This window comes from Nonomuraea sp. NPDC051941 (assembly GCF_044593615.1).
Window position 1 is genome coordinate 1 of the sequence record NZ_JBIUCF010000035.1, and the last position, 13,784, is coordinate 13,784.

The window sequence follows — 13,784 nt, forward strand, 5'->3', positions numbered from 1 at the left end:
GCACGGGCCAGCGCGTCCAGCACCTCCGGTGACGCGTTGAGCGAGAGCCCCTGCTCCAGGCGCGTGTAGTAGGACAGGCCCACCCCGGCGAGCTGTGCCAGCTCGTCACGGCGCAGCCCCGGCACGCGACGGCGCTCTCCGAAGTCCCGGAGTCCCACATCCGCCGGCTGCAACTGCGACCGGCGCATCCTGAGGAACTCCCCCAACCCCGACTTCTTGTTCATACGCCGAGTATCGAGCACCGGGGCGCCAGGCAGCCTGACCCCGCCAGGGACAGGCTGTGAACGGCCGGCGGCAGCAGACTCGACGCCACGAGCAGGACACAGGGCCGGAGCCCGGTACGGCAGCTGCTCGGCCTGACTCACTTGGAAACGGTATCCACGCGCCGTCCGGCACGCCGGGCCGGACCGCGTCTTCGGAAGGAAGAACACCCCATGAAGCTGAAGCAGTCCGCGATCGCCTTGGCCCTCTCCGCCATGACGGTCCCCGGCATCGTGCTGGCCGGCACCACCGGCGCTCTCGCCACCCCCGATCGGCACGCCGTCACCATCTCCGACCAATCCCGTCCGGCGGCGCCCACCGTGGACGCCAAGGGGCCGGGGGTCTTCCCTCACTCCGCGGACTACGACCCGGACTCCCGGAAGTTCGTGACGGGTTCGCTGGCGCACAGCACCATCTCTTCGGTCGACCAGAAGGGCAAGGTGCGCACCCTCGTCGACGACAAGGATCTGGTGTCCGTGCAGGCCGTACGGGTGGACTCCAGGCGGAACCGGATCCTGGCCGGCAACGTGGACTACGGAACGGCCGACCGCTCCGCGCCCGCCACCAAGTTCAAGGTCGCGGGTGTCGCCGGCTACGACGCCGACAGCGGACGCCGACTCTGGTACGCCGACCTGAACAAGGTCGCCAACGACGACAAGCAGCATCTCGTGTCCGACGTGACGATCGCTCCGGACGGCACGGCGTACGCCGTCGACGAGCTCTCCCCGACGATCTTCCGCATCGACCGCGCCGGACGGGCCTCCGTCCTCCTGCGCGACGACCTGCTGGCCGGTGATCTGAAGATCCCGGATTTCCTGGACAACGTGGGCATGAGCGCCGTCGCATGGATGCCAGGCAACCTCCTCATCGTCGCGAAGGCCGACGGCAGCCTGGTGCGGGTACCGGTCGCCCACCCCGAACAGGCCGCCAAGGTCAGGCTCTCCAAGAACCTCAAGGCCCTCACCGCGGGCATCCGGGCCCTGCCGGACGGGTCGATCGCCGCGATCAGCAGTGGACTGCTCAGCGGGAAGGCCGCCGTCGTGCAACGGGTTCGCCCCGGCCGTCACTGGAAGTTCGCCACCGTCTCGGTAACCGACACCGTCGCAGACCCGGTCAGCAGTGCCGTCACGGCCGGCCCCCGAGGCACGACCTACGCGCTCAGCGGCGGTCTGGCAGCCCTGCTGGCCGGCAAGCCGAACGACGGCTTCACGCTGCGCCCGGTCAACGTGCGCTGACCCGCACCACCGTTCGGGCACGCCTCTCTCCCCGGGCCGGTTCCGAAGGAACACCGGCCCGACCTGCCGCACCACACCGTCATCCCTGGCACCCGCGAAAGGAAACAACATGTCTGCGCTGTACACCACCGAGGCCCTGTCGACCGGTGACGGCCGCAACGGCCACGTACGGTCCCTCGACGGAGTCCTGGACGAAGCCCTCGCGATCCCGAAGGACCTGGGCGGCCCCGGCGGCGACAGGACCAACCCGGAGCAGCTCTTCGCCGCCGGATACGCCGCCTGCTTCCACAACGGACTCCGCCTGATCGCGAAGGGGATGGGAGTCGAGCTGCCCGAGTCGAGCGTCCGGTCGAAGGTGAGCCTGCTCCCGACGGGGACCGGCGGTTTCGCCCTCGCCGTGTCGCTGACAGCGCTCCTGCCCGGCCTGGAGCAGCCCACCGCTGACGAGCTGGTGAAGGCCACACACCAGGTGTGCCCGTACTCCAACGCCACCAGGGGGAACATCGAGGTGACCCTCAAGGCCATAGTCCAGTAGGGGACTTCGGACGATTGACTCGCGGCGGTTGCCGTGGCCGCAGTCCGCTGTGCTGCCGGCGGCGCTGGCCGATTCGGACCGGGGCTGGGACGCGACCGTCGACCATGGCGTCGATCTCGCCGGGGGTGAGGACACGCTCCACAGGCGTTGAAATGCGAAGCGGGAGAAGTCATCACTTCTCCCGCTTCGATATGAAGTGTCCGAGGGGCGTGTTGAACCGTTCGCCCATCTTCTTGAGCAGGGAGAACGATGGCTTGAGCTCGACTAAGCGCAGCCGACCCTGCCCGGTGGGACTGGGTGAGGAACGAACCCTGTCCCGTCGATCGCCCCCAGCCAAGTACGGCGCACAGCCACAGACGGGCGATCGTGAGGGCCCAAGTTCCGCGGCATGTACGAGCCGGCGCAACGGTGCCGGGATTCGGGTGCTCACTTCGAGGCTGGCGCAGAGGTGTCCCTACTTGTTGACGCGATGCCGTCCCGATCACCCTCGCAGCTCATCGTCCATCTTGGCGCTGGCAAGATCGAGGCTGCGTTGTATGCGGCACTGCTGATTCGCGCCAGTGCACCGCAGGCGAGCGTTCTCCAGAGATGTGGACGCGTCCGACGCGGGAGGCGAACGAAGGAGGGTGCTGCTCCGTGGTTGGACGTTTCTCCACCGATAGCAGCATGCAGCGACGGGCAGAGCTGGCCTGCCCCAGCTACTGAGAACGTTCGGCTCGTCGAGATCATCCCGGAGTCCGAGTCCCCGCCGGAGGAGTCTTTGCCGAAGACCTGTTCCAAGAGCCATTCGAGTGCCACTACCAAAACGATCTTCCCGCAGGTTATCCACGTGGGGAAGGCTGGTAGCCAAGTATCTACTTCTTATCGATTTGATGAAGTTGCCGACATCAACTCGATAAGTGTGCTGTCGTTTGACCAGGTCTCGGCCGAAGTCTGGGATGCAGTGCAGAGATAGCGCTTGAAGTCGGCGGAGGGATATATGGACATTGCACTCTCGTTCGTGTCAGATCACAGCCGGGCAGACCTCGAGTCTCTCTTCGACTGGTTTCAAGGAGAGAAGGAGCTTCGCGGCCGGGTTCGCTGGGCGGACGTTCCGCCAAAGCCTGGCGAGATGGGTGGCGCGATGGAGGTTATCCTAGTAGCGGTCGGATCGGGCGGCTTTCTATCTGTTCTTGCTACGTCGATTCAAACTTGGCTTGCGCGGCCGCGAATGTCAAGCATCAAGATCAGAGTCCGAAATGGCAATGGCCTAGAGATAGAAATAGACGCGCAAAATATGAATGATGCCAAAATTCAGGAGCTCCTTGGCAAGCTAGATTCGACGCCGGAGTAGTATTGTGCGTCTGCCGGATCCTAGGCGCTCGCGTGTTGTTCTTCTGGGTGCGAGCATCTATACCGATGATAAGCTCAATGACATCCCTGCTGTCGAAAAGTCTATCCGCGACTTGGCCATTGCCCTTACGGACCCTATGTTCGGCATAGTTCCTGCGGAGCATTGCACTGTGCTCATCAACCAAGGCGACCTGCGGGATATCGGGCGAAAACTACGCGAAGCGGCAACAGAGGCTGACGATCTTCTCCTTGTCTATTACGCTGGCCATGGTTTGATCGGCGGTCGTAGACACGACCTATTTCTAGGGTTGCCTGATAGCGATTGGCAAGACCCTGCCTTCAGTTCTCTCGAATTTGATAAGTTGAGAAGTGTAGTACTTAACAGTACAGCTTCGAGCAAAGTTATTATCCTGGACTGCTGTTTTTCCGGTCGTGTTCTATCGGATACGATGGCGGATCCCGTGGCCGAAGTGTCAGGCCAAATGGAAATTGACGGGACATATGTCCTTACGTCCGCACATAGAGACCAAGTTTCTCTCGTGCTTCCAAAAGAGGAACATACCTCATTCACCGGTCGAATGCTTGACGTGCTACGCCACGGGATCCCAAAGGGGCCTCGACTTCTTACTATCGAAAGTATCTATCGGCAGCTGCTGAACAGGATGAAAGCAGAGGGCCTCTCGGAACCTCAGAAAAGAGGTACCCAGACCGTAGAGCTTCTCGGACTGGCACGCAATCGCGCCATAATCAGATCGAGCGTAAAGCAGCTTCGTAACAGATATCTAGCGGCCGTGGAGCGGAGCGAACAGCAGCAGTGGAGAGCGGCGTTCAGGATGCTAGAAGAGGTGGTTGAGGAGCAAGTAGAAATACTTGGTGAGAACCATCCGGACACTCTTCGTTCAAGGCGGTTACTTGCTCATGTACGAGGAGCGCTGGGAGCACCCCTGGAGGCCGCTAAGGAACTGAGAAGGCTTCTCGACACTCAATCTGCTTGGGATTCGGAGTCGAGCGAATATCTTCAGACTGTTCAATTTTTGGCCATCAATATGGGGGAAGCCGGGTTTCGGCGTGATGCCGTCTTGCTGCTGCGACCGCTATTGATAGACCGTATGCGAATTTTAGGCCCCTCTAATCCTGCAACACTCAATACATGTCACGCTCTTGCCCGCAATCTCACTGAAGTGGACATGATTAGTGAGACGGAAGCACTGCTGAGATATGTAGTCTCTCAAAGGAGCGAGGTTCTTGGCGCCGATCATCCTCACACTGTTCGCGCTAGAAAAGATCTCAAGGATATAACGGGATGACGACGCGGAAAAGTGGCAGCCAGAAGGGTGTACGCTTCTGCGACTTCTGTGGAAAGTCTCAGAAGGAAGTGTTTAAAGTCATAGAAGAGGAGAAAAAGGACTCGCACATCTGTAATGAATGCGTTGATTTATGTGCTGAGATAATCGAGGAGGAAACAAGCTTCAGCTTGGGAATAACCGAAGCCCCATCTCATTCCTACTACAATATTCCAGCAGATATGACTGAGGATGACAAATTTTTTTGGACAATGGGCTAACGGCTGAACTAAATTCGGAGTAGCGCCGTCTTTGGAGGCCGCCGTACCCTTCGCGGAGAGGGTTGCGGATGTTGGGGCCATGTCGATAGGCGTGAAACCGGCATGATCAGATCAGAGCACTCACACGTTCTGATTGAAGCTTCCGTGAGTGGTGGCCTCGTCAATGTGCGGCCCGAGCACGGGCGCGCGCGAGAACGGCCCTCAGGCCGCACGCGCAGCGTGCGGCCGAGCGCAGGGCCGCGCCGGCGGCGCGCAGCGCCGCCGCTTGATACCTATGAGATCAATTCGGCAAGTTCTGTGAGTGCGCGCTTCCAGGGGTAGACGTCGATCCGATCGCCCCCCGAACTCGGCGGATGCGGCTCGAACTGGTCTGGGCCGAACAGGACGCGCACGCCATCGGTGCGTAGGTCCTCAATGCTGCGGCGGAATGGTGTGCGGGAGGCCAGGGCGCTGTTGACGAACGGCAGGATGACAACTGGGATGCCCAAACCTGGGGCTTCGGAGAGAACTCCTAGGGCGTAGGTGTCGGCGATGCCTTGGGCGAACTTGTTGATCGTGTTGTACGTGGCGGGGGCGACGATGATCGCGTCGGCGCGATGTGATTTCGGCTCGTCGGGCTTGCGGTATTGGCTGCGGACGGGGTGGCCGGTCTGCTTCTCCAGCGCGGGGATGTCGATGAAGTCGAGGGCCGGCGGGGTGGCGATGATTTGGACGGTCCAGCCCTGGTCTTGGGCGAGGGTGACGAGGCGGCCGACGTCGTGGGCGGGTCCTGCGGCGCAGACGATGATGTAGAGGACCTTGCCGGGTTGGGTCACGCGATGACTCCCAGGGTGGCCGCGTACTCGCGGGCTTCGCGGCGGACGCTGATTGGGGCGGTTGCCAGGATGTCACGTACCAGCCGGAGAGCCGCGGGGCGGCCGGTGATTTCCTCGGGGGCGATCTCACCTGCGGCGCGCAGGATGTGCAGCGCCTTGTCGTGTTGGTTCCACATCAGGAACGCGCGGGAGGTGTCGAGTAGCAGCGTGGCCTTGCGTTCGTTGATCGGGAGCTTGTCCAACTCGACCTGGCGGGCGTAGTCGATGGCGATGCCGGCGTCCCCCAGACGGAGGGCGACGTTGGCCCGGTGGCACAGGACGTTGTTCGGGCCGAATGCGGTCCACATGTGATTGCCGTCGTGCCCAAGTCGTGTGCCTGCTTCGGCTGCTTCGTCGAGGAGCTCGACAGTGTTGTGCCGGTCGCCGGCGTTGGCAGCGGCGACGGCTCCACGGAGCAGGAGGGATCCGTAGATCGACAGGTCGTCGGGGGAAGGGGCGGTGAGGTCGGCGTCCATGCGTTGGGCAGCGCTGCGGGCGGCGTCGGTGGCGGCGCGATGGTGCCCGCCGTCCATCAGGGCGTGGGTGATGATGCGGGAGCTTGAGCCGATCATGATGGGGCTCTGGCTCGCGTGTGCGGCTTGGACGCTGCGGTCTGCGGCAAGCCAGGCAAGTCCCTTGTCCTCCTGTTTGAGCAGGATGGAGGCGGTCACGTGGTACGCCTCGGCGCACAACATGTGAGCTCGTAGCCGGTCGTCGCCGTTCAGCGTGGTGCTGGCTGCGCGGAGCTTGCTGAGCAGGGTCGGCAGTTTGGCGGTCACCTGGGCGTATCGGCATGCCTGGTAGTTGCGCTTGGCGGTGCTTACGGCGGTGGCGAGTGCGTCGAGGTCGATCGGGCCGTCCGCGGGAGTGGAGTAATCGACGAGTGCGGCGGCGAGATTTTCGATATTGAGGCCGGTGTCCTGGGTGGGGCTGGGCTGTCCGATTACTGAGCTGAACAGGGCGGCCCCCGTGAGGCCGACGAATTCGCGGCGTCGCACGTTCTCGTCCTCTCCTCTTTCGACGAGATTCACAGCGCGTGGTGCATTTGCAAGGGTATCAACCGCTTTGGGAGTATCCACGTGCGTGCGGGTGCGCTTGGTGGGCGCGAAGCCCAGGTCTTCCGGGTCCTGGTGTGTGAGCTCGGTCAAGGCCAGTCGGTACGGCTCGCGCGGCCATGTGACCTCGCCCGCCTCCCAACGGCGTATGCGCTCCTCGTCGCAGGCGAGGTTCCACTTGATCCCACTCTTGGTGAGGTTGACCATTTTGGCCATTTCGGCGCGGGTCAAATCGGCCTGCTGCCGCCAGTTCCGAAGTAGCACATTGGGTGTTGCCTCGGGCATACCTGGCCTGCTTTCCGATGGTGGATCGAAAAGGGGTTAAGAGGGGGGCCTCTTAGCGGGTCCCCTCTTTCTGCTTTGCCGGTGGACTTGCCATCAATCAACCACGGTACGTCAAGCGGACTTCCGCCACAGGGAGTACCGAACGACTCGCAAGGAGATGGCGACGGTGACCCGGCCAGACGAGAACAGCGAGGCAAGGCTCTGCCCTGCGTGTCGAGGGCTCGGTTACAAGCTGCGGAGCTCGCGCCGCGCCCTCCTGATCGGCAACGACGGGGAGGAGCCCGAACGGATTGGGGAGCAGGAGTGTCTCGACTGCCTCGGAAGAGGCCGGGCCGAAGGGAGCGGGAGATGAATCCGATCGCGGCCGAACTGGCGGCAGACGTCATACGGTGGGCTGCGGAGCGCATGATCGTGCGACTGCGTGATGAACTCACTGTCCTCGGCGTGAATGCGGAACTGCGCGACAACAACAGCGCACTGATGGTTGCCCGACGCCATCCGGGGTTGCCGGTGTGGGTGGTCGTCGGGCCTGGCGGCGCCTATTACTCCTGGCAGGACGCGAGCAAGCAACACCCGACCAACGATCCGCAGGGTGCGGCCTCGATCCTGGCCGAGTACGTCAAGGGTCGCTGAGAAAGGCGCGGCGAGGCCGTGACGGTGCTCCGGCCAGAGGGCCGGTGGTGCTTGCTGCCTCGACGCGTCTCCCTGTCCAGTTGCCGGGCCTGGGTTGCTTGGGCTAAGCGTGGACAGCAGGGGCAGGCCAGGGATACGCTCAAACTTGGTAAAACAACCTGTCGGGTGTTGGACGGTCAGAATGTCGCTAGAGTCCGTGCCGCCGAAGTATGCGCAGCTTGTGCAGGCCCTTCAACGGCGTATCGAGTCCGGGGCCTACCCGCCCGGCTCCCTCCTTCCCAGTGAACACCAGCTCATCCAAGAGTTCGGCGTCTCGCGCCCCACCGTTGTCGCCGCACTGCGGGTGATGCGTGAGCAGGGCTGGATCGAGTCCCAGCAGGGCAAGGGGCGTTTCGTGCGTGGCCGTCCCGCGATGGCGGCCGTGGAGCCCAACCGTCCCGGGCAGGCGTACCTGACCAACCCGGAGACCGACGCCCTCGGTGAGCTGGTCGAGGCCGGTGCTGTCGCGCTGCCCAATCGGGTGGCGGCGTTGCTGGAGGCACAGCCCAAGAGCAAGGCGTTCCTGCGCCGACGCCTCGTGATCCGTGATGGCGAGCCTAGCGAACTGGTCTCACTGTGGCTGCCTCTGGAGCTGTCGGAGGGTACCGACCTGACGAGCGGCGAACCGTTGCCGCAGGGCATCCGGCAGCATCTCCAGTCCCGTAAGGGCGTCCGCTTCGATCACATCGTGGAGCAGATCACCGCGCGCATGCCCACCGCTCAGGAGGCCAAGCAGCTCGGCATGCCCAACAACGTCCCGCTCCTGGCGGTCTTCGGGGCTGTCCGCGATGCCTCGGGCCGTCCCCTGGTCGTGGTGGAGGTGCTGCTTCCGGCCGATCGTCACGAGCTGGAAGACGCCTATCCGGTTCGGTAGGGCACAACGATGACTTGGTGCGCGTCCTCGTAGATCACGTTGCCGGGGTCGGTCATCTCGACGCGCACGCATGCCACCTCGTGTGTGGCAAGGATCTCCAAGTAGCCGGAGATCCGGTCGAGGAGATGGCCGGCCGACAGCTTGAACCAGGCGCTGGCTCCCGGGTTGCGTTCCCGGTCGTAGATGTCGGGGTCCACGTCGCTGGGGTCGATCAGGTTCGCGTGGTACCAGGCGTGGCTCTCGGTCTTGTAGCGCTCTTCCTCGGGCGAGAGTCGTCCTTGTTTGGCAAGGGCATTGATGAGGCCGAACACGCCGGGATGGACCCCTCGCGCATTGGGGCTGGGGCTTTGAAACCTCACGTACACCTGTGGCTCCTCCTTGATCGTGAGGGCCTGTGTCTACCGGATCGGTAAGAGATGTGTCACTCCAGCTAGGTCACTTGACGTAGCAAGTTTGCGAGTCGTATCTTCAGAGCATCACTTGATAGGTCAAGTGTCTGACATCCAAGAAAGGGGCCGTCATGGCTCTGCAAGGTCCCATCCCCGTCACCTTCGCCATGGTCTTCCCGCACGGCTGCTACGTCGTCGGCGAGGTCGAGCCCGTCAAGGACTTCGACGCCTCCTCCAACGGCCGGTTCGTGCAGGCCCGCGACAAGCAGACCGCAGAGCTGGTCTGGCAGGTCGCGGTCATGGACGGTGACCCGACCCTCAAGCCCGCCCAGAAGACCGTGGCGGTCAAGATCCTCGCCCCGGTCCAGCCGGTGCCCCCGCAGCCGATGCCCGGCCTGCCGTTCACGCCGGTCGAGTTCGACGGCATATCCGTCACGCCGTACGTCAACGCCGCCGGACGGCTCGCCTACTCGATCAAGGTCCACCAGATGCACGCTCCCCGCCAGAGCACCCCGAACAAGGCCGGAAAGGACGCCGCCTGATGACCCGTCGCCGTACCCCTCGAACCAGCGTGATCCGGCTGACCACCGGCCGGACCGCCCGAACCCTGCTCCACCCCTACGGCCACCGTGAGCCCGTGCTGGCGCTCGACTTCGGAGCCGCCTGCGTCCTGGTCACCACCGCCGGTCCGGTGACTGCGGACGACCTGGCGTTCGCGCGCCAGCTCGCCCGTGAGACCGCCCGCTACGTCCGCTGGGTAGAGCGCTCCTTCCGTGCCCTGGGCGACTGTGAGGCGGCTCCCAAGAGGAGGGCGGCGTGAGCAACGTCGGCCCTTACACCTACGTCACGCTGACGATGCGGCCGGACGACGCCCCACATCTGGCCGTTTCGTTCTACACACCCAAGCTGCGAGTCAGCTCCGGAATGCTGCTCAGCAACCCGCGCCCATTCCTGGAATTCGCTTCGCACGAGGCTCACGTGCACATCTCCACCACCGGCGCGGGGCCGGTCACCGATGTCGACCTGGCCATCGCCCGCGAGATCTTCACCGCCGCCGCTCGATACCTGGCTGACTGCGAGCGCCTGCACACCGATCAGTCAGCCACTGACAAGACCGCCAACGACCCGGCGGCCTGACCAAGCAAGGCGGGGCCGCCAGAAGCGGCAACTTCCGGCGGCCCCTTGGTTCTCCCACGATCCACATCACGAGAGGCACTCAGCTTATGTTCCGCAGGCTTCCCGGCGACGAGGCGCGCAACCTCGTCTCCACCACCCCCGACACGGCCGTCGTCTTCCGCCCGGCCGTCGTCACCACTCCGGCCATCATCACCATCGTCATCCTCGCCTGGCGGCTGCTCGCCGGGCTGGTGCGGCTGAACTGGCGGCACCCCATCGGCGTGGCCGTCGCGGCCATCCCCGTCGTGTTGTGCTGGCTGTACGGCTGGCAGACCGCTCTGCTCCTTCTCACACCGGTGCCAGCAGGGCTCATCGCCTGGGCTCTCGCCGACCGTTCCTCGTTCGTCAGGTGGGTCGGCTGGCGGCTGCTGGCCTGGTGGCGGCTCGTGTGGGTCTACCGGCGACACTGGCAACCTGTCATGATCGTCTCCGGTCTCGGCAGGCACTTGTGGGGACGCGATTACCTCCCCCGGCTCGGCAAGGTCACCTGCACCCCGTGGGCCGACCTCGTCACCGTTCGCATGCTCAAGGGGCAATCAGTCAAGGACTGGGCCGACCGCCTCGACCACCTCGCCCAAGGCTTCGGCTCCGCCTCATGCCGAGTAGCGCTGACACGGGGCGGTCGCCTCACGCTCACCTTTCCCAGGCATGACCCGCTGGCCGAACGCATCCCGGCGCTTCCCACGCCCAGCTCGCCGACCGTGGGGCCGGTCGAGATCGGAAAGCAGGAGGACGGGCAACCCTGGCTGCTCAAGGTTCACGGCACACACGTCCTGGTCGCGGGCGCCACCGGAGCGGGCAAGGGCTCGATCATCTGGTCAACGATCCGCGGGCTCCTTCCCGCCGTCCGCGCGGGCCTGGTCGAGATCTGGGCCCTGGACCCCAAGCTGATGGAACTGTCCTACGGACGCGACCTGTTCGGCAACCGATACGCCGCCACCCCGGAGGAATGCGCCGACCTGCTTGACCAGGCCGTGTCCGTCATGCAGAAGCGCGCGGCCCGTTTCGCCGGCATCCAGCGCTCCCACACCCCGACCGTGGACGACCCCTTCGTCATGGTGGTGGTCGACGAGGTGGCGTTCCTGACCGCGTACCAGTCCGACAGGGAGCTGAAACGGCGGATCTCGGCCGCGCTGGCCACCCTCACGACCCAGGGCCGTGCTGTGGGTGTGGGGGTTCTGGCGGCGCTCCAGGACCCACGCAAGGAGGTCATGAGCATCCGCAACCTGTTCCCCGACAAGATCGCGCTTCGACTGGACGAGTCCGAACAGGTGGACATGGTCCTCGGCGATGGCGCGAGGGATCGGGGAGCACTGGCCGACCACATCTCACCCGTCCCAGGACTGGGCGCCGGCGTCGGCTACGTCCGGTTGGAGACCTCGCCCGACCCGATCCGCGTTCGCGCCGCTTACGTCTCCGACACCGACATCCGGGCCATGGCCGACGCCTTCGCCGCCGGAAAGGACGCCTGATGAAGGTCTGCTTCCACGGCACCGCCGAAGAAATCGAGCTGGTGGCAGGACGTTCAGTCCTCCTCATGCTCACCGTCCGCGATCTGCCCCGTGTACGCGCGTTCGAGATCTTCCACATCCACATCAGCCGCCACCCCTACCAGGGCTTCTACCGGCTGTGCGCCGAGCTGGCCGAGACGGAGGGCAGCGACCGTGCGTGACCGCTCCTACCTCCTTGACGGGCTGCGCTGCTCGGAGTGCCTGAACGACAACACGCTCTGGCTGGACCTGGCGGCGGGCCTGGTCGAGTGCCGCGGGTGTGGCCAAGGCGCCCTCATTGACCCCGACCACGAGGGGGACGCCTGGTGACCGGCCGCGCGCTGCCCCGCGCCGAACGGCTGGCCATGCCCCTTGCCCGCGACGTGGCCGAAGAGGTCGCCAAGCAGTACGGGGTGTGCATCCGGCCCATCCCTCTCAAGCGGCTCGACACCCACACCGGAGTCTGGGAGATCGTCGATGTCCCGTGCGGAGCCACCCTGGAGGCCAAGTGTCCGCCGTGTGCCAAGCGCAACCGGCACCTGCGCATGGCCCAGTGCCGGGAAGGCTGGCACCTCGACCAGGAACCCACGATCACGCCGGACGAGCCGAACGAGGAACAACGCTGGCTGATCGAGTTCCGCGCCGACGTCCAGGCCCAACGCGATGCGGCCGACCAGGCAGGCCAGGACACCACTGATCTTGACGAGCTGATCGTCGGGCTGGATGAGGAGATCAACGCGGCGGGCATGCGCGGCAATGTCCTCGGCCGGACGGTCCCCAAGCGCAACCGCTCGACCAAGCGACGGCAGGATGCCCCCGAGCTGCCCAAGCGCAGAATGATCAACTCCACGCTCGGGCGGACCTTCACCAGCTCGGACGGCAAGGTCTACCGGCCGTCACTGTTCGTCACTCTCACCCTCCCGTCCTACGGCAAGGTCAAGGACGGCGTTCCCGTCGATCCGGACACCTACGACTACGCCCGCGCTGCTCGTGATGCGCTGCACTTCTCCAAGCTCGTCGATCGGTTTGTGCAGAACCTGCGTCGCGTCGCCGGTTACGACGTGCAGTACTTCGCCGCTGTGGAGCCACAGAAGCGGCTCGCGCCGCACCTGCACATGGCCATCCGCGGAACCCTGCCCCGCGCGGAGATCAAGCAGATAGCCGCTGCCACTTACCACCAGGTCTGGTGGCCGGCGGCCGACCAGGTCGTCTTTGAGGGCGATCACCTGCCCATCTGGGAGGACGGCACGGGCTACCTCGACCCCAGCACGGGTGAGGTGTTGCCCACCTGGGACCAGGCGCTCGACCAGCTCGACACGGATGAGGCGGCCGAACCCCTGCATGTGATCCGCTTCGGCGTCCAGGTGGACGTGCAAGGCGTGCTCGCTGGCACCTCGGACGCCGACCAGTGCATCCGCTACCTGTCCAAATACCTCACCAAGTCACTCGGTGACAGCCTCGACCCAGACAACCAGGCCCAGCGCGATCACGCCGCACGGATGGTTGAGGCGCTGCGCTATGAGCCCTGCTCCCCGACCTGCCCGAATTGGCTCCGCTACGGCGTCCAGCCCAAGGGCGCCAAGCCGGGTATGGCTCCCGGCCAGTGTCGGAGCAAGGCCCACAAGCCCGATCACCTCGGCTATGCGGGACGCCGCGTCCTGGTCTCCCGCAAGTGGTCCAACAAGACCCTCGCCGAGCACAAGCAAGACCGTCGTACGTGGGTCCTTGAAGCTCTCGGCCAGACCGCCGAGCAGACCGACCCGCACCGCTACGTCTGGAAGCCCGTCCCGGCCGGAGACGCCAACGTTGCACCACTGGCCGTACGGCTTCTGCGGTCGGTGGCCGAACGGCAACGCTGGCGCGCACACATGGCCCGACTCCAAGCCGAAGCGGACGACCAAGATTTTTCGGCAAGTGAGGGGAGGGCGGCATGAAGGCGGCAAGCGAGCTGTCGGTCGTCCTCCCACCTGTTCCCACACTGAACGCGAGCGCTGCGGCGGAGTTGCTCGCGATCCTCTTGGAGGCTCGGGAGTCCCAGAGCGTCCACACCGAAGCCGCCTGA

The 13,784-nt window shown here is 64.6% G+C and carries 19 protein-coding genes; 15 read left to right on the top strand and 4 right to left on the bottom strand.

Going from position 1 to position 13,784, the window contains the following annotated elements; genetic code table 11:
• On the bottom strand, positions 1 to 224 hold a 224-nt coding region (locus ACIHFD_RS43435; RefSeq protein WP_397371898.1), incomplete at its 3' end, for a helix-turn-helix domain-containing protein.
• Between the two features lie 210 nt (positions 225 to 434).
• Between ACIHFD_RS43435 and ACIHFD_RS43440 the strand changes: the two genes are divergently transcribed.
• The 5 genes from ACIHFD_RS43440 (at position 435) to ACIHFD_RS43460 (ending at position 4,927) form a co-directional block, all read left to right on the top strand.
• The gene (locus ACIHFD_RS43440; protein ID WP_397371899.1) at positions 435 to 1,496 is read left to right on the top strand and encodes a hypothetical protein; all 1,062 of its coding nucleotides are present in this window, start codon (positions 435 to 437) and stop codon (positions 1,494 to 1,496) included.
• Between the two features lie 109 nt (positions 1,497 to 1,605).
• Positions 1,606 to 2,031: an organic hydroperoxide resistance protein gene (locus tag ACIHFD_RS43445; RefSeq protein ID WP_355193180.1), complete on the top strand. Its 426-nt coding sequence runs from the start codon at positions 1,606 to 1,608 to the stop codon at positions 2,029 to 2,031.
• Positions 2,032 to 3,010: 979 nt separating this feature from the next.
• Positions 3,011 to 3,364 (top strand): hypothetical protein, encoded by a 354-nt coding sequence (locus ACIHFD_RS43450; RefSeq protein ID WP_397371900.1) that lies wholly within the window; start codon positions 3,011 to 3,013, stop codon positions 3,362 to 3,364.
• A gap of 4 nt (positions 3,365 to 3,368) precedes the next feature.
• Complete coding sequence (locus tag ACIHFD_RS43455) at positions 3,369 to 4,670, top strand: tetratricopeptide repeat protein (protein WP_397371901.1); 1,302 nt, start codon at positions 3,369 to 3,371, stop codon at positions 4,668 to 4,670.
• Entirely contained in the window at positions 4,667 to 4,927 is a 261-nt protein-coding gene (locus ACIHFD_RS43460) for a ClpX C4-type zinc finger protein (protein ID WP_397371902.1), read from the top strand. The genes ACIHFD_RS43455 and ACIHFD_RS43460 overlap by 4 nt, the downstream gene beginning before the upstream one ends.
• Before the next feature lie 272 nt (positions 4,928 to 5,199).
• Here ACIHFD_RS43460 and ACIHFD_RS43465 read toward each other — a convergent pair whose 3' ends face one another.
• Together ACIHFD_RS43465 and ACIHFD_RS43470 are read right to left on the bottom strand one after the other, a co-directional pair.
• The gene (locus tag ACIHFD_RS43465) at positions 5,200 to 5,742 is read right to left on the bottom strand and encodes a flavoprotein (protein ID WP_397371903.1); all 543 of its coding nucleotides are present in this window, start codon (positions 5,740 to 5,742) and stop codon (positions 5,200 to 5,202) included.
• Positions 5,739 to 7,121, bottom strand: a complete 1,383-nt coding sequence (locus ACIHFD_RS43470) for an XRE family transcriptional regulator (RefSeq protein WP_397371904.1) — start codon at positions 7,119 to 7,121, stop codon at positions 5,739 to 5,741. The genes ACIHFD_RS43465 and ACIHFD_RS43470 overlap by 4 nt, the downstream gene beginning before the upstream one ends.
• Positions 7,122 to 7,469: 348 nt before the next feature.
• Between ACIHFD_RS43470 and ACIHFD_RS43475 the strand changes: the two genes are divergently transcribed.
• Both ACIHFD_RS43475 and ACIHFD_RS43480 read left to right on the top strand, forming a co-directional pair.
• Positions 7,470 to 7,754, top strand: coding sequence for a hypothetical protein (locus ACIHFD_RS43475; protein ID WP_397371905.1), 285 nt, complete (start codon positions 7,470 to 7,472; stop codon positions 7,752 to 7,754).
• A gap of 220 nt (positions 7,755 to 7,974) precedes the next feature.
• Positions 7,975 to 8,667 carry a GntR family transcriptional regulator gene (locus ACIHFD_RS43480; protein WP_397371906.1) on the top strand — a complete coding sequence of 231 codons (693 nt, stop codon included), beginning with the start codon at positions 7,975 to 7,977 and terminating at the stop codon, positions 8,665 to 8,667.
• On the opposite strand, the gene ACIHFD_RS43485 is transcribed toward ACIHFD_RS43480, so the two are convergent.
• Positions 8,652 to 8,978: a hypothetical protein gene (locus tag ACIHFD_RS43485; RefSeq protein WP_397371907.1), complete on the bottom strand. Its 327-nt coding sequence runs from the start codon at positions 8,976 to 8,978 to the stop codon at positions 8,652 to 8,654. The two genes, ACIHFD_RS43480 and ACIHFD_RS43485, sit on opposite strands and share 16 nt — an antisense overlap.
• A gap of 209 nt (positions 8,979 to 9,187) precedes the next feature.
• Here ACIHFD_RS43485 and ACIHFD_RS43490 point away from each other — a divergent pair, with 209 nt between their 5' ends.
• From ACIHFD_RS43490 to ACIHFD_RS43525, 8 genes are all read left to right on the top strand, one after another.
• The gene (locus ACIHFD_RS43490) at positions 9,188 to 9,598 is read left to right on the top strand and encodes a plasmid replication, integration and excision activator (RefSeq protein ID WP_397371908.1); all 411 of its coding nucleotides are present in this window, start codon (positions 9,188 to 9,190) and stop codon (positions 9,596 to 9,598) included.
• Complete coding sequence (locus tag ACIHFD_RS43495) at positions 9,598 to 9,876, top strand: hypothetical protein (protein WP_397371909.1); 279 nt, start codon at positions 9,598 to 9,600, stop codon at positions 9,874 to 9,876. The genes ACIHFD_RS43490 and ACIHFD_RS43495 overlap by 1 nt, the downstream gene beginning before the upstream one ends.
• Positions 9,873 to 10,193 (top strand): hypothetical protein, encoded by a 321-nt coding sequence (locus ACIHFD_RS43500; protein WP_397371910.1) that lies wholly within the window; start codon positions 9,873 to 9,875, stop codon positions 10,191 to 10,193. The genes ACIHFD_RS43495 and ACIHFD_RS43500 overlap by 4 nt, the downstream gene beginning before the upstream one ends.
• An 86-nt stretch (positions 10,194 to 10,279) precedes the next feature.
• On the top strand, positions 10,280 to 11,704 hold the full coding sequence (locus tag ACIHFD_RS43505; RefSeq protein WP_397371911.1) for an FtsK/SpoIIIE domain-containing protein: 1,425 nt from the start codon (positions 10,280 to 10,282) through the stop codon (positions 11,702 to 11,704).
• Positions 11,704 to 11,904, top strand: a complete 201-nt coding sequence (locus tag ACIHFD_RS43510) for a hypothetical protein (RefSeq protein ID WP_397371912.1) — start codon at positions 11,704 to 11,706, stop codon at positions 11,902 to 11,904. Before ACIHFD_RS43505 ends, ACIHFD_RS43510 begins: the two co-directional genes overlap by 1 nt.
• Positions 11,897 to 12,052 (top strand): hypothetical protein, encoded by a 156-nt coding sequence (locus ACIHFD_RS43515; RefSeq protein WP_397371913.1) that lies wholly within the window; start codon positions 11,897 to 11,899, stop codon positions 12,050 to 12,052. The genes ACIHFD_RS43510 and ACIHFD_RS43515 overlap by 8 nt, the downstream gene beginning before the upstream one ends.
• Before the next feature lie 35 nt (positions 12,053 to 12,087).
• Positions 12,088 to 13,656 (top strand): replication initiator, encoded by a 1,569-nt coding sequence (locus ACIHFD_RS43520; protein ID WP_397372029.1) that lies wholly within the window; start codon positions 12,088 to 12,090, stop codon positions 13,654 to 13,656.
• Entirely contained in the window at positions 13,653 to 13,784 is a 132-nt protein-coding gene (locus ACIHFD_RS43525; protein ID WP_397371914.1) for a hypothetical protein, read from the top strand. Before ACIHFD_RS43520 ends, ACIHFD_RS43525 begins: the two co-directional genes overlap by 4 nt.